At 73.3% G+C, this 14,950-nt stretch carries 15 protein-coding genes; 11 read left to right on the top strand and 4 right to left on the bottom strand.

The window, feature by feature from the left end; translation table 11 throughout:
• The first annotated feature begins 1 nt into the window (after window position 1).
• The gene (locus Y09_RS12780) at window positions 2-1,417 is read left to right on the top strand and encodes a sugar ABC transporter substrate-binding protein (RefSeq protein WP_053918070.1); all 1,416 of its coding nucleotides are present in this window, start codon (window positions 2-4) and stop codon (window positions 1,415-1,417) included.
• A gap of 71 nt (window positions 1,418-1,488) precedes the next feature.
• Here Y09_RS12780 and Y09_RS12775 read toward each other — a convergent pair whose 3' ends face one another.
• A complete protein-coding gene (locus Y09_RS12775) occupies window positions 1,489-2,667 on the bottom strand; it encodes an ROK family transcriptional regulator (RefSeq protein WP_053918069.1) in 1,179 nt (392 codons plus the stop codon).
• 124 nt (window positions 2,668-2,791) lie between these two features.
• On the opposite strand from Y09_RS12775, the gene Y09_RS12770 reads away from it, so the two are divergent.
• Entirely contained in the window at window positions 2,792-3,475 is a 684-nt protein-coding gene (locus tag Y09_RS12770) for a hypothetical protein (protein ID WP_010550070.1), read from the top strand.
• Between the two features lie 52 nt (window positions 3,476-3,527).
• On the opposite strand, the gene Y09_RS12765 is transcribed toward Y09_RS12770, so the two are convergent.
• Window positions 3,528-4,121 carry a DUF4126 domain-containing protein gene (locus Y09_RS12765; RefSeq protein WP_053918068.1) on the bottom strand — a complete coding sequence of 198 codons (594 nt, stop codon included), beginning with the start codon at window positions 4,119-4,121 and terminating at the stop codon, window positions 3,528-3,530.
• A gap of 58 nt (window positions 4,122-4,179) precedes the next feature.
• Entirely contained in the window at window positions 4,180-4,830 is a 651-nt protein-coding gene (locus Y09_RS12760) for a PH domain-containing protein (protein WP_053918067.1), read from the bottom strand.
• Window positions 4,831-4,854: 24 nt separating this feature from the next.
• Between Y09_RS12760 and Y09_RS12755 the strand changes: the two genes are divergently transcribed.
• The 6 genes from Y09_RS12755 to Y09_RS12730 all read left to right on the top strand — a co-directional run bounded on the left by Y09_RS12755 (window position 4,855) and on the right by Y09_RS12730 (window position 11,970).
• Window positions 4,855-5,481 carry a hypothetical protein gene (locus Y09_RS12755; protein ID WP_053918066.1) on the top strand — a complete coding sequence of 209 codons (627 nt, stop codon included), beginning with the start codon at window positions 4,855-4,857 and terminating at the stop codon, window positions 5,479-5,481.
• Between the two features lie 301 nt (window positions 5,482-5,782).
• Entirely contained in the window at window positions 5,783-6,418 is a 636-nt protein-coding gene (locus Y09_RS12750; RefSeq protein WP_053918065.1) for a DUF47 domain-containing protein, read from the top strand.
• Window positions 6,419-7,441, top strand: coding sequence for an inorganic phosphate transporter (locus Y09_RS12745; protein WP_053918064.1), 1,023 nt, complete (start codon window positions 6,419-6,421; stop codon window positions 7,439-7,441). It abuts the gene before it with no gap.
• A gap of 71 nt (window positions 7,442-7,512) precedes the next feature.
• Window positions 7,513-8,304, top strand: a complete 792-nt coding sequence (locus tag Y09_RS12740; RefSeq protein ID WP_053918063.1) for a hypothetical protein — start codon at window positions 7,513-7,515, stop codon at window positions 8,302-8,304.
• 108 nt (window positions 8,305-8,412) lie between these two features.
• Window positions 8,413-10,050, top strand: coding sequence for a phosphoglucomutase (alpha-D-glucose-1,6-bisphosphate-dependent) (pgm, locus tag Y09_RS12735; RefSeq protein WP_053918080.1), 1,638 nt, complete (start codon window positions 8,413-8,415; stop codon window positions 10,048-10,050).
• A gap of 495 nt (window positions 10,051-10,545) precedes the next feature.
• Window positions 10,546-11,970, top strand: coding sequence for a hypothetical protein (locus tag Y09_RS12730; RefSeq protein WP_148639650.1), 1,425 nt, complete (start codon window positions 10,546-10,548; stop codon window positions 11,968-11,970).
• Window positions 11,971-12,042: 72 nt separating this feature from the next.
• Here Y09_RS12730 and Y09_RS12725 read toward each other — a convergent pair whose 3' ends face one another.
• Entirely contained in the window at window positions 12,043-12,558 is a 516-nt protein-coding gene (locus Y09_RS12725; RefSeq protein WP_053918061.1) for a protein-tyrosine-phosphatase, read from the bottom strand.
• 156 nt (window positions 12,559-12,714) lie between these two features.
• On the opposite strand from Y09_RS12725, the gene Y09_RS12720 reads away from it, so the two are divergent.
• The 3 genes from Y09_RS12720 (at window position 12,715) to Y09_RS12710 (ending at window position 14,908) form a co-directional block, all read left to right on the top strand.
• Window positions 12,715-13,200 (top strand): GNAT family N-acetyltransferase, encoded by a 486-nt coding sequence (locus Y09_RS12720; RefSeq protein ID WP_010550060.1) that lies wholly within the window; start codon window positions 12,715-12,717, stop codon window positions 13,198-13,200.
• 107 nt (window positions 13,201-13,307) lie between these two features.
• Window positions 13,308-14,312 (top strand): App1 family protein, encoded by a 1,005-nt coding sequence (locus tag Y09_RS12715; RefSeq protein ID WP_234695726.1) that lies wholly within the window; start codon window positions 13,308-13,310, stop codon window positions 14,310-14,312.
• On the top strand, window positions 14,309-14,908 hold the full coding sequence (locus tag Y09_RS12710; RefSeq protein WP_053918059.1) for a GNAT family N-acetyltransferase: 600 nt from the start codon (window positions 14,309-14,311) through the stop codon (window positions 14,906-14,908). Before Y09_RS12715 ends, Y09_RS12710 begins: the two co-directional genes overlap by 4 nt.
• Window positions 14,909-14,950 lie beyond the last annotated feature (42 nt).

Below are 14,950 nucleotides of genomic sequence, written 5' to 3'. Positions count from 1 at the left end.
GATGACACAGAACCGCCTTCCCCTCCCGCCCTCCGACTCCCCCGCCGGCGCCCCTCCGCGAGGGCTGAGCCGTCGCCGGCTCCTCACGGGCACGGCGGCGCTCGCCGCAGGCGCCGCGGGCACCGTCGCGCTCAGCTCCTGCGGGACGAGCGCCGCCCCGCCCGGCGCCACCGAGATCGACTACTGGCTGTGGGACGCGAACCAGCTGCCCGCCTACTCCGCCGCGATCGATGCGTTCATGGCCCAGAACCCCGACGTCTTCGTGCGGATCACCCAGCTGGGCTGGGACGACTACTGGACGAAGCTCACCGCGGGCTTCGTCGCGGGTGCCGGCCCCGACGCCTTCGCCGACCACCTGGCGCGCTTCCCGGAGTTCGTCAGCCTCGGCGTGATCGCACCGCTGGACGATCTCGCACCGCTGGCCGACGTCACCGCCGACCGCTTCCAGAACGGCCTGCAGGAGCTGTGGACCGGCCAGGACGGGAAGCGCTACGGCGTCCCGAAGGACTACGACACCATCGCGGTGATGTACGACAAGGGGATGCTCGAGGAGGAGGGGCTGACCGAGGACGACCTCGCGAGCCTGGATTGGAACCCTGAGGACGGCGGCTCCTTCGAGCGCCTGCTCGCCCGGCTCACGATCGACGAGAACGGCGTGCGCGGCGACGAGGAGGGCTTCGACCCGACGCGGATCGCGCGCTACGGCATGGGCGCCGACGCCGGGATCGACTACACGGGGCAGACCTCCTGGTCGGCCTTCGCCTTCTCGACCGGCTGGACCTTCACCGACGCCGACACCTGGGGCACGACCTTCCACTACGACGACGACCGCTTCGCGGCGACGATGGACTGGTACTTCGGGCTCGTGGACAAGGGCTTCTTCCCGCCCTTCGGCATGTTCGGCGACTCCAGCCCCGTCCAGACCCAGGTGCAGTCCGGGAAGGCGGCGCTGGGCCTGGCCGGGTCGTGGATGATCTCGACCTGGGCGAACCTCGAGGGCGTCGACCTCGGGATCGCCCCGCTGCCGACCGGCCCGATCGGCACCCCGATGTCGATGTTCAACGGCCTGGGCGACTCGATCGCCGCCCAGTCGGAGAACAAGGAGGAGGCGGCGCGGCTGATCGCCTTCCTCGCCTCCGACGAGGCGCAGCGGATCATCGGCGAGCGCGCCCCGTTCTTCCCCGCGACCGATGTGGGCACGGAGACCGCGATCGCGGCCTTCGCGGAACGGGGCCTGGACGTCACCCCGTTCACGGACCGGGTCGCGGAGGGCGAGACGGGGCAGTACCCGCTGGTGGAGAACTCCGCCGCGATCATGTCGATCATGCAGCCGGCCTTCGACCAGTGCTGGATGCGGCGGATCGACGGCGCGGACTTCGCGGCCTACAACGAGCGGGTCAACGCGCTGTTCGAGTGACGGCTGCTTCCGCGTGACGTCCATGCCCGGGCTCCGACGCCCGGGAGCCGGGGCGTCGGCGGCGGGGTCGCTCAGACCTCGCCGCCGACGAACTCCTGGATCGCGATGACCGCGGCGCCGCGCGCCCACTGGTCGAAGTCCCCGCCGAGCTCTCGCAGGACGAGGTCCTGCTGCGCGGTGGGGAGCGAGGCGCGCAGGGTCCGCTCGAACTCCCCGTCGGCCGCGAGCACCAGGTCGATCGTCTCCCCGCCGAGCACGATCGCCTCGGGGTCGACGACGGCGACCACGGCGGCGGCGGCGCGCGCGAGGGTGCGGGCGAGGTCCGCACTGAGGGCGCGGGCGGCGGGGTCGCCGGCCGCGAGCCGGGCCCGCAGGCGCTCGACGCCCTCGCCCTCCCCCAGCACCCCGGCCTCCCGCGCCGCCTCGACCACCGCGGCGGTCCGCGCCGAGCGCCAGAAGGGCTCGGGGGCGCCGTCCTCCCGTGCGGCGACGGGCAGGCGGCCGGTGAGCCCGGCGAGATGGGAGCGGCCCTGCAGCAGCCGCCCCTCGACGACGGTGCCGATCGCGACGCCGACCCCGATCGTGAGGACCGCGAAGGTGCGATAGGCGCGGCCGATCCCGAACCAGTTCAGGCCGTGGATCATGGCGGCGATGTCGTTGTCGACGGTGACCGGCAGGGCGAGGCGCGCCTCGAGCCGGTCGGCGAGGTCGACGGGGTGCTTCCAGCCGAGGATCCAGGAGGAGTCCACACGGCGCCGGTCGGCGACGCGGCCGCCGATGCTGACGCCCACCCCGGCCACGTGCGGATGCGCGCCGGCGAGGGCGAGGACCGGGTCGACCACCGCCTCCGCGACCGCCTCGGCGGAGGTGTCCCCGAGCGGCATCACGAGCTCCTCGAGAGCGTTGCCGCGCGTGGTGGTGACCACGGCGTGGACCTCGTCGGCCGTGACCTTGACCCCGATGAACCGGGGGCCGTGGTTCTCCTCGATGTCCAGCGGCTGCTGGGGGCGACCCTTGGCGAGCGCCACGGTGTCCAGGGGGTGGAGGTGGCCGGCCTCGAGCAGATCGCGGGTCACGCGCGTGACCGTCGGCGCGGACAGGCCGAGGCGCTCGGTGAGATCGCGGCGGGAGCGGGGGCCGAAGCGCAGCAGGTCCCGGTACACGGCCCGGGCGCTGGTGCCGCCGAGGTCGGGCACCGCCGTGACGTGCCCCGCGACGTGCTCCGCGACCTCGCGCTGCTCCCCCTGCATCCCACGAGTCTAGCGGCGGGAGCAGGTCGCACACTCCCGGCCCGATCTGCGATGCTTTCGTCGACAGCAGCGCCCGGCCGCCGCAGGAGGCGGCCGGCTCCATGACGCCCGAGGGGGAACACCGATGAGCGAGTCCGCGAGCGCCGGCACCGACCGTCCCGAGGTCACGATCTACACCGCCTACGAGATCGACTTCATGCTCGGCCTGCGCGACACCGAGAACGCGCGGATCACGCGCGAGCAGATCGGGCTGCGCAGCGCCCCGGAGCAGGCGCGTGAGTTCGTCACCGCCGCGGTCACCTCGGGGCTGCGCGCCCGCGGGAAGGTGGAGCGGTCCGCGGACGGCCAGTGGCTGCTGGGCGAGGAGGGTCAGGTCATCGCCGGCGCCCTGACGTCGGCGGACCGCTGGCTCGGGATCGCGCTGGCCGAGGGCGAGGCGATGCGGATGGCCTTCATCATCAAGGCGAACGACGCGATCCTCATGCTCACCCAGGACGAGCTGGACTCCTTCGTGGTCTCGGCGCTGCCCGACGCCGCGCACGTGCCCGCCTCGGTCTCCGACATCGTCCTGGCCTTCCTCGAGGACGGCGCCGAGCGCACCGTCTCGCTGCGCCGCACCGAGATCTCCTCCCCCGCCGATCCGGTGCCGCTGATGGTGCACGTCGAGGCCGACGGCTCCTGGCGCCTCGGCCACCTGCCGCTGGACGATCAGGGCGTTCTGACGGTCTCAGAGGTCACGGCCGCGCAGCTGCCCGAGGTCGCGCGGGCGCTGTGGGAGGACGGCACGAGCGCGGCGCCCGCCGCCTGAACGCTGGCCACGACGTCGTCGGCGACGTCCGCCGGCCGGTCCCGGACCGGTCTCAGACCGGTCGCTGGGTCCCGTCCGCACGTCGGGCCCTGACCTCCCGCACCCGGGCACGCAGGTCCCGGTAGGCGCGGTGGATCCGCACGATCGCCCAGATCCCGAGGCCCAGCAGCACCAGCGCGAGCAGCGCGGCGAGGGCCGGGAACACGATCGCGAGCAGCCCCATCACGACCGCAGCGACATCCTCCCCGGTGGAGACCAGGACGTTCGAGACCGGCTCCGGGGAGACGTTGACCGCGGCCCGGGTCGTGGTCTTCGCAGCGTGGGAGCCGAAGGCCGCGGCCGCGCCGAGCACCGCCATCACGATCGCGGAGGTCGTGTCCGTCTCCCCGCCGAGCAGGAAGCCGATGGCGCCGCCCGCGATCGGCCGCACCACGGTGTGCAGCTGGTCCCAGAAGGAGTCGAGGAAGGCGATCTTGTCCGCCGCGAGGTCCACCAGCAGCAGGATCCCGGTGATCACCAGCAGGTCGGTGCGCTGCAGCACCTCGGGGACCTGCTCGAGGGAGAAGAGCCGACCGCTCAGGCCCAGCAGGAAGATCATGAAGTACGGCCTGATCCCGCTGACCCAGCCCGAGCCCAGGGTCATCATCAGAGCTTCCACGGCATCCCCCGTCGTGAGTCGCTGTCGTAACCGGCGCCCTGGCCTCTCAGCGCCGCCCGGGGCCCGCCTGTCGGCGCCGGTGCAGCTCCGTGCGCAGCGCGCGGATGTCCTGCCCGGAGGGCCGAGTGTAGGTCCGCACGGGACGGTCGAAGGCGGGCATCACGATCCTGGTGCCGTCCTCGAGGCGCAGCGCGGCGGTGAGCCAGTGCACGGGATGCACCACGCGGGACTCGATCGCCGCGATCCGCTCCCAGGCCACGTCGCGGTGCCGCACCGGGCCGACCACCCGCAGCCCGTCCGCGGAGATCTCGACCCGGGCTCGCGCCGTGCCCAGCGCCACGATCCCGAAGCGGACCCCCAGCAGCCCCAGCAGCAGCGCGAGCGCGCCCAGCGCCCCGACGACCACCAGCAGTCCGAGCCCCGGGGAGCGGCCGTCCGGCACTGTGCCCAGCAGCAGCACCGTGCCCAGCACGCTCACCAGTGCCGTGCCCAGCAGCGCGGCCGCGACGACGGCGCGCGCGGCGGTGTCCCGCGTGGCGTGCGCGGGCAGCAGCGCCCGCACCCGTCCCCGGTCGCGGCCCGTGCGGGACGGATCGAGCGCGGCGACCATCCGCTCGACGGTCGCGCTGCTGCGGGAGTAGTCGGGCAGTGCGATGCGCGGCCCGGTCTCGGGGCCGAGTCGACGGGGGATGGTCATGGCACCCAGCGTAGGGTGCGGGGCATGTCCTCGCACGACTCCTCCGCCCCTCGATTCCGCCGTCCCGCCTCGATGTATCCCTCGGTCGCCGCGTCGATCCCCGGGGAGCCGGATCCCGCGACCTCGATGGATCTCGCGCACGACTCGGCCCGGGCGCTGCTGGACGGCGTGTTCCACAGCTCCGACCCGGAGGTGGTGCGGCGGGTCGTCGCGCTCGCGGCCGACGACGGGCTGACGGAGCTGGCGGCGCTGTGGTCGGCCGCGCCCGCCTCGACCCTGCCCGGGGCGCTGTGGCGGCTGTACGTGCTGCACACCTGGGTGCAGCGCAGCGGCGACGAGGTCGCCCGACGCTACCGCGCCGGCTCCCGCACCGTCCCCGGGCTGCGCTATCTCACGGGCTTCGCGGAGCCGCCGGAGGTGACCCAGGTGCAGGAGACGATGGACGACATCCTGCGCGGCGCGTTCACCGGCGATCTCGGCCTCGCCCTGCGGCGCGCCGGGGCGGTCGCGACGCTGCTCGCCCACGGCACGGCGCACCTGGCGGACGAGGATCCCGGGGAGGAGCGGACCCGGCAGGCGGAACGGCTGCTGCGCACCGGCGAGGAGCTCACGGAGGCGGGCCGGCACGCGGAGGAGGGACGCCTCGACTGACGCCCCGAGACGCGGCCGCCACCCCGTCGGCCGGTGCCCGTCGGGCGCTGTGATCTGCACGGACTGAGGTCCTCGCCATACTCCCCGGGGCCGGTGCTTGCACCGTCTCGGGGCCCGTGCTCTACGATGGGCGGGCGCCGGGCCGCGGTTGCCCCGGGCTCCAACATCTGCCGCTTCGAGCGGCCTTCGCGCCGACAGGCGCATCCCGGTCCGGCGCCTCAGCATCACGAGCAGGAGCCCGCGTCCGACCGCACGGATCGCGAGGCGTTCAGGCGCCCACGGCGCGAGGAGGCGACGCGAGGTGGTGCAGTTCTTCTCCCGGCTGTTCCCCGCCCGCACGAAGCGCCCCCTCAGCGATCTGCTCTCCGAGCTCGCGGAGCTGCTCGTCCAGGCGGCCGACACCCATTCGAAGCTGCTGGGGAACGGCTATCGCGAGCGCACCCGCATCGCGCCGACGCTGCACGAGCAGTCCACGGTCGCCGAGGAGCTGTGCCGCCGCATCGCCCAGCGTCTCGCGCACTCGCTGATCACCCCCTACGAGGCGGAGCTGCTCTACGACTTCGCGCTCACGCTCGCCGACGTGGTCGACGCGATAGAGCACACCGGCGAGCTGCTGGTCGTCTCCCGGGTGGGGACGCTGCCTACCCCGCTGCTGGATGCGGCCAAGGGGATCGAGCGCGCCGCGGAGCTCACCGTCGCCGCGTCCTGGAAGCTCAACGACACCCAGGACCTCGGCGACTACTACGTCCAGATCCGCAAGCTCAAGCGTCAGGGCGATCGCCTGGTGCGGCAGGCCCTCGGCGCGCTGTACAAGCGCGGCGGCTCCACCCAGGAGCTGCTCCCCCTGCACGACGTCTCCGAGTCGATCCGCCACACGATCGCGCTGCAGGAGCGGGCGGCGCGGATCGCGGACCTGCTGCGGATCAAGGACGCCTGAGTGACGCCGCTGCTGCTCGCGCTGGTGGTGGCCCTGGCGCTGATCGTGGCCTACATGAACGGATTCCACGACGCCTCCAACGCGATCTCGACCACCATCACGACCCGTGCGCTGAAGGCCTCCGCGGCGCTGTGGGCGGCGGCGCTCCTCAACACCCTCGGCGCGCTGCTGGGGATGGCGCTGCTGGTGATGACCGTGCCGTGGGCTGTGCGCCTGCTGGGCCTCGGCCCGATCGTCGAGCAGCTCGCCGCGAGCCCCGACACGCTGGGCGCGGCGCTGCTGGTGCTCATGCTCGGCACCTTCCTCTGGGACCTGCTGACCTGGTGGATGGGGCTGCCGGCCTCGACCTGGCACGCCTTCTTCGGCACCTCCTTCGGCGTCTCCCTCGTGATCGGCACCTCGGCCGCCTGGGACCGCCTGGGGCTGGTGCTCGCGGTCTCCGTCGTGGGCCCGTTCATCTCGGCGACGGTCGCGTACCTGCTGATGCAGCTGATCCTGCGCCTGGCCCGGTCCGAGCTGCTCGGACCCGGCCACATCCGGTTCGCGCAGACCTTCTCGGCGAGCACGGTCGCGGCGGGTCACGGACTGAACGACGCCCGCCTCCCGCTCGCGGTGGTCGTGATCGCGCTGGGCAGCGCCGGGACACACCTGTCCGGGACCACGACCATGGTGCTCATGAGCACGGTCGCGGTCGCCGTCGGCGCCGGCACCCTGATGGGCGGGCACCGGATCATCCGCACCCTGGGCCGCCGGCTCACGGACCTCACCGCGGCGCAGGGCCTGGCGGCGGAGTCCTCCGCGGCGCTGACGATGTCGCTGGGCGTGTTCGGGCTCGAGTCCCCGGTCTCCACCAGCCAGGCGCTGGCCTCGAGCGTGGTCGGCGCCGGCGTCGCCCGGGGCCGTCGCGCCGTGCGCTGGTCGGTCGCGCGGGAGATCCTCCTGATCTGGCTGGTGACCCCGCTGGCCTGCGCGGTCGTCGGAGCCGCCCTGCTCGGGGTCGTGCTCGAGCTGCCCGGCCTCTGAGCGGAGGGCCCGCCCGGCCCGCGTGCAGGCGGGACCACTATCCTGGGCGGAGCCGAACCGAGAGGGAGCCGATGTCCGACGGTGAGTCCACCACGCCCGCCCCGAGGAAGCGTCCGAGCTTCGGTCTGCCGGGGCCGACGACGCCCGCCCCGGGCGCGGACCCGCAGCCGGGCGCCCCGGCCCACGACCCCTACGGCCAGGCCCCGCAGCAGGGGTACGGCCAGGCCTCGTACGGGACCTCCTTCGCCGACGGCCCGCAGACGGGACCACTGCCGCCGAGCGCCCTCGCCGCCTCGCACACCGGCGGCCCCTCGACCCCCGGTCCCGGGCGGTCCGGCCGGTCCGGGCGCCGGCGCGGCGTGCTGCCGCTCGTGATCGGCCTGGTGCTCCTGCTGGTCATCGCCCCGGCCGCGACGATCGTCGGGATCGTGTGGTCGCTCGGATCGCTCGTCGGCGATGCGTCCGAGGGGCCGACGCCGATGGAGGCGAGCTCGGCGACGCTCGAGCTGTCCGCCAACGAGATGGTCATCGTCTACGTGCCCGCGGCGGACGCCGCCACGGCCGAGTGCACCGCGGAGGGCTCCGACCCCGGGGCGGTCACCACGGTGCCGAGCTCGACCGCGACCACCTTCGGCAACGGCGAGGAGTTCGTGCAGGTGCTCGGGGTCGCCTCCCTCCAGGACACCACCGCCACGATCTCCTGCACGGGCACCGACGCTCCCGCCCATCTGGGCCCCTACAGCCTGTTCGGGATGATGGCCCCGCTGGTCATCGGTCCGATCATCGGCGTGGTCGCGGGCCTGGTGGGCCTGGTGCTGACGATCGTGGGGATCGTGCTGCTGGTCCGCTCCCGCCGCGCCTGAGGTCCTGCCGGCCCGCCCCCGTCTCACTCCCGGCGCTCCTGTGCTGAGGTGCCCTCGAAGGACCTAGAGTGGCGATCAGCCCCAGCTACCGAGGATGGAGTGGTGATCATGCACCCCCGTGCAGGCCAGAAGGCACAGCAGGAGGACCTCGTCGACGTCGACGCGCTCCTCGACTCCTACTACGACCTCCACCCGGATCCCGCGGATCCCGACCAGGCGGTCTCCTTCGGCACCTCCGGGCACCGCGGCTCCTCGCTGGACGTCGCGTTCAACGAGGACCACATCGCCGCGACCACGCAGGCGATCGCCGAGTACCGGGCGGCGCAGGGCATCCGCGGCCCGCTGTTCATCGGCCGGGACACCCACGCCCTCTCGCGCCCCGCCTTCGACACGGCGCTCGAGGTCCTCGCGGGCAACGACGTGGCGGCCCAGGTCGACGCGCTCGACGGCTACACCCCCACCCCGGCGGTCTCGCACGCGATCCTGGTCCACAACCGGGGCCGGGCGGCGAACGATCCCGGCCGGGCCGACGGCATCGTCGTCACCCCGAGCCACAACCCGCCGCGCGACGGCGGCTTCAAGTACAACCCGCCCCACGGCGGCCCCGCGGACACCGAGGCGACCTCGTGGATCGCCGACCGCGCGAACGAGCTGCTGCGCGACGGGCTCAAGGGCGTGCGCCGGCACGGACGGCAGAAGGCCCTGCAGGACGCGGCTCGCTACGACTACCTGCGCACCTATGTGCAGGACCTCCCGAGCGTCGTCGACATCGAGGCGATCCGCCGGGCGGGCGTGCGCATCGGCGCGGATCCGCTGGGCGGCGCGGCGGTGGACTACTGGGCCGAGATCGGCGAGATGCACGACCTCGACCTCACCGTCGTCAACCCCGCGGTCGACCCGCAGTGGTCCTTCATGACCCTGGACCGCGACGGCAAGATCCGCATGGACTGCTCGAGCCCGTGGGCGATGGCGTCGCTGCTGGAGAAGCGCGACGAGTACGACATCGCCACCGGCAACGACGCGGATGCGGACCGCCACGGGATCGTCACCCCGGACGGCGGCCTGATGAACCCCAACCACTACCTGGCCACGGCCATCACGTATCTGTTCGCGCACCGCCCGGACTGGCCGGCGGGCGCGAAGGTCGGCAAGACGGTGGTCTCCTCCAGCCTCATCGACCGCGTCGTGGCGGACCTCGGCCGGGAGCTGTTCGAGGTGCCGGTGGGCTTCAAGTGGTTCGTGCCGGGCCTGATCGACTCCTCGGTCGGCTTCGGCGGCGAGGAGAGCGCGGGCGCCTCGTTCCTGCGCCGCGACGGCTCGGTGTGGACCACCGACAAGGACGGCATCATCCTCGCGCTGCTGGCCTCGGAGATCCTCGCGGTGACCGGGCGCTCCCCCAGCACCCTGCACGCGGAGCTCGTGGAGAGGTTCGGCAGCAGCGCCTACTCCCGCACCGACGCCCCGGCGGACCGCGAGGCCAAGGCGAAGCTCAAGGCGCTCAGCCCCGCACAGGTGACCGCGACGGAGCTCGCGGGCGAGCCGATCGTCTCGGCGATCACGGAGGCCCCCTCCGGCGGTGCGATCGGCGGGCTGAAGGTGTCCACCGAGTCCGCCTGGTTCGCGGCGCGCCCCTCGGGCACCGAGGACATCTACAAGATCTACGCCGAGTCCTTCAAGGGCGAGGAGCACCTCGCCGAGGTGCAGCAGGCCGCGAAGGACCTCGTGGACGGGGCGCTCGCGGACTGAGCGCAGGGCGGACTGAGCGCAGAGGTGGACCCGACGGTCCGAGCGGCGCCGCGGGAGCGGCTGTCCGCTCCCCGGCCCTGGTGCGGTCGCCGCGAACGCACCGCTTCTGGCCGACCGTTCCTCCACACCCCGGTCCTCGGCCCCGTCCCCCACACCACCCTCCCCGATGCTGTCGACGGACGGCGCGACGCTCTCGCGCCATCCGTCGACGCGCACGGAGGCTTTCGAACACCCGGCGCTGACCTGCAGGTCCGTAACGTTTCAGCAACGACCGCAGCCTCCGCGCGGCAAAGGAATGGTAAAGCGCTCCCCAATTTGAGGCATGTCACCCGGCGGTGGCGCCTTCCACACGCCCCTTGCGCGGCCCAAAGAGCCCGTGAACCATGGGATGGGTAGGTAAAGGATCAGTAGGGTAGTGTGCTCCGTCGGACCCGCCGGTAAGCACACCGACCGCAGCGCTCGCGCGCGGAGAGAATGACGGAGAGGGGGCAGGACATGCGACTGCGGACACGCGTCTGCGCGGCCTCTGCCGCCCTCGCCCTGACCGCTCTCCCCTTCGCCACCACCAGCGCTCTCGCCGACGGGACCGGCGACGCCGCCGAGAGCACGGACGCCGTCCCCGCGGACGACGAGCCCGCGACGGCCACCGTGGACGGGACGATCACACCCGAGGCCACTACCCTCACCTCCCCCTCCGAGGACGTCGCCTCCCCCGAGCGCGATGAGCCCTCCGTGCAGGACGAGGACTCGAAGACCCCCGCCGAGGACGTCCCGGACGACGAGGCGGACGACCACTCGAGCGACGACCCCTCGAGCACCGACGAGGAGTCCGAGGCACCGCAGCAGCCGCCCGTGGATCCCGAGGTCGAGGACGCTGAGGTCGAGGAGCCCCAGGCATCGGAGAAGCCCGAGGCATCGGAGGACCCCACGGCCTCGAGCCCTCCCGCCTCCGCCACGGGGGGCGGAACGCCCACGACGACGAAGTCCGGGACGACGGACCCCGAGGCACCCACGAACACCGGTGACACGGGCGAAGATTCCACCGGAGGCGAGACCACCGATCCCGGTGACGACTCGGCCACCTGCGACGGCGGCGCCGGCGACGACACCGTGGGAGACTCCCCCGCAGAGGAGCCCGCTCGCACTGCGAAGGGCGCCCCGCTCCCCCGCCTGATCGCGCAGCAGAGCGCGACGCCCACGACCCCGCAGTCCCAGAAACCGGCCGCGAGCCCCGACGACGAGGGCGACGCTGCGGACTGCCCCTGCAACTGCCCCACCGAGACCGGGGACGACGGCTCGGACGACTCCACCGACGGCGAGGAGTCCGACGACGCGACGGAGACGACGACCGGCGAGGAGACCACGGACGAGGGCGATGACACCTCGACCGGCGGGGGCAGCGGCGAGACGGCCGACGACGAGAAGTCCACCCCCGCGCCGGACCAGGGCTCCACTCCGCCCGCGAGCCCCTCGGCCACCCCGGAGATGTCCGAGCCGTCGACGCCCGCGCAGCCGGCCCCCGAGCCCGAGCGACGCGCACAGCCGCTCCCCGCTCCCCCGCCGAGCGAGGACCCCGTGCCCACCACGGAGCCGGCCCCCGAGCCGACCCCGGAGACTCCCTCCGAGACCCCGGTCCAGGAGCCCGAGACTACCGCCGCGTCGAGCACCGCCGAGGAGACCGAGGTCGCCGGCGTGGGCACCGCGGAGCCCAGCACTCCGGCGCCGCAGGCCGCGCAGCCCACGTCCTCCGGGGACGGCGGGCCCGTGGTGCGCCTGTTCAACGCGATCTCCGACGACTCGAACACGGCCTTCGGCCAGATGCGCCAGGTCCTGATCGCCGCGCTCGCGATCGGCTTCCTCACCACCGCAGGCTTCGTCGGCGCGACCTGGCACTCGCGCCGCAGCAATCACCGCCGCTGACCCGTCGGCCCCGACGCCGAGCCGTCGTCCCGCCACCGTGCAGACGCTCGCGCCGGCGGGCGGGTCCACCGCTCAGCGCTGGGCGAGCAGCTCGCGCACGTGCTCCAGGATCCCCGGCACGGCGCGCTCCATGTCCTTCACGGTGCGGTCGAAGGCCGCCTGCCCCTCGTACCAGGGGTCCTCGACCACGAGCTCGGTCTCCGCGACCCCCTCCGCCCCCGGCTCGAAGGCGCGCCACATCGCGATCAGCGGCGGTGTCGCCCCCTCGGGGGCCTGATCGGCCATGCGCCGCATCGTCTGGGCGTGCTCGGGCGTCATCGCCAGCACGAGATCCCAGGCCATCAGCTCGGTGAGGTGGATTGTGCGGGCGGTGTGCTCGAAGGGACGCGGATAGCCGGCGCGCTCCAGCGAGAGCTCGATCCGGTCGTCCATCGGCATCCCCTCGACCTCCCAGGTGGTCCCGGCCGAGCCGACCTCGACCTCGGTGTCGAGGCCCTCGAGCTCGAGGGCGCGGCGCAGCACCACCGCAGCGGCCGGGGAGCGGCAGACGTTGCCGGTGCACACGGTGAGGAGTCGGAGCGGCTTCATCCCCCCATTGTGTCAACCTCCAGGCGCTGGGAGCGTGGAACCGCCGATCGCCGTACACTGTGAGGCGGAGTGCATGCGGTTCTCGGGTCAGCACGAGAGCATGATCGCCAGGGCATCACGCCCGTGACCACGCCACCACGGCTCAGGAGGACACCGATGGCCGAAATCATCCGCGCCCACGACGAGGACTGGTCGCTCGTGCGGGAGATCCGACTCCGTTCGCTCAGCACGGACCCCAGCGCCTTCGGGCAGAGCTGGGAGAAGGAGTCCACCTACGAGGACTCCGTCTGGGAGCAGCGCGTCTCGGACGCCGCCTGGTTCCTCGCGGTCGAAGGTGATCAGCCGGTCGCGGTCGTCGCCGTCCGCCAGGAGGACGACTCCCCCGCCAACGAGCGGGAGCTGCAGGCCATGTGGGTCACCCCGGGGTCGCGCCACTCCGGCATCGCCGGTCGCCTCGCGGAGGCCGTGTTCGAGTGGGCCCGCGAGGACGGTGCCGACACGGTCACCCTCTACGTCGGCCCCGAGAACACCGGCGCCCGCGCCCTCTACGAGAGCCTCGGCTTCTCCGACAGCGGCGAGCGCTGGCAGATCGTCGAGGACGATCCCGACGGCGCCTGGCTGAAGATGACCCGCGGCCTCTGAGGCCCGTGCGCATCCCCGCGCCCCTCTCCTCCGCCCGGTCCGCGCTGCGTCACGACGCCGCCGGGGCGGGGGCCGATCGTCCCCACTGGGCGGCGCGCGCGGAGGACGTGAAGAACCGCCTCCTCGGCAGCACGCTGCGCCGTCTGCGCTGGGACCTGCGCCTGCAGCCCTTCCACGGCTACGGCTCGGAGACGCAGGCACGGGTCCTGGCGAAGGTCCTCTACGCCTCCCCCCGCACCTCCGCGGACTTCCACGACCAGCCCGTCCACGACATGCGGACCGTCGCGGTGCGCGGCTGGCGGAACTTCACCAGCCAGGTCGCGCCGCACCGCACCGTCCACATCCGCCTCGGCGGCGAGGAGTTCACGGTGCGGGCGGACCGCTCCGGCATCGTCGACGCGACCCTCGAGGTGTCCCTGAGCCCCGGCGTGCACCAGGCGGTGCTGTGGACGGTCCCCGGCAACGAGGTCAGGGCCGACGTCACGATCGTCCCGCCCGAGGCGCGCGTGGGCATGGTCAGCGACATCGACGACACCGTCATGGTCACCTGGCTGCCCCGTCCCCTGCTGGCCTTCTGGAACGCCTTCGTGGTCCATCAGTCCTCCCGCCAGGTCGTCCCCGGGATGCCGATGCTGTACCAGCGCCTGGCGCGGGAGCACCCGCACATGCCGGTGTTCTACCTGTCCACGGGCGCGTGGAACGTGTTCCCCGTGCTCAAGCGCTTCCTCTACCGCAATGGCTATCCGGACGGGCCGCTGCTGCTGACGGACTGGGGCCCCACCCACACCGGCTTCTTCCGCTCCGGCCCCGAGCACAAGACGCGCTCGCTCGAGCGCCTCGCCGCCGCGTATCCGGACGTCCGCTGGATCCTCGTGGGCGACGACGGCCAGCACGACCCCTCGCTCTATGCAGCCTTCGCCGAACGGCACCCGGAGCTCGTCGAGTCGATCCTGATCCGCCAGCTCACCGAGCCCGAGCAGCTCCTCGCCCACGGCACCCTGCGCCCTCTGGTCGGCTCCAGCCCCGGTGGCCGGGGCCCGCTCGCCCTCGCCGCCCCGAACGGCCACGGCCTGCTCGCCGCCCTGCAGCGACATGGGAGGATGTCCCGATGATCTCTCTGCGACCCGCAGCCGACACGGACGTCCCCCGGGTCGTGGAGCTCGTCCAGGCCGCGTACCGCGGCCGGGGAGGCTGGACCACGGAGGCGCACCTCGTGGACGGCCACCGCACCGACGCCGCGGAGGTCCGCGCGATGCTCGCCGACCCCGCGGTGACGCTGCTGGTCGCGACCGGGGGCGGGAACGGCGCGGACGACCGAGGAACGGGCCTCGACTGCGCGAGCGCCGCCGAGCGCGTGCTCGGCTGCTGCTACACCCGCCGCGAGGCGCCCGACGAGCACGGAGCGGTCCGGGCCGAGCTCGGGCTGTTCGCGGTCGACCCCGCCGCACAGGGCGCGGGGCTCGGCGGCCGCCTCCTGGAGGCGCAGGCGGCCTCTCTCGCGGCCGACGGGGTGGACGTGCTGATGATCCAGGTGCTCCAGTCGCGCCCCGAGCTGCACAGCTGGTACGAGCGCCACGGCTTCGTGCGCACCGGCCAGGCCGTCCCCTTCCCGGGAGACCCCGCGAGGCTGAAGGTCGGCGGCCTGGGGATGGACGTCATGGAGCGTCCGCTGCACGCCGACGGACGGGCCGTCCGCCCCTCCGCCTGAGCCCGGCGCCGGCCGTTTCAGTCGGTGAGTGCGACTGTGGTG

Origin of the sequence: Brachybacterium sp. SW0106-09, assembly GCF_001293905.1 — a bacterium.
GTDB classification, from domain to species: Bacteria; Actinomycetota; Actinomycetes; order Actinomycetales; family Dermabacteraceae; genus Brachybacterium; species Brachybacterium conglomeratum.
This window is presented reverse-complemented; position numbering and strand designations above follow the sequence as displayed.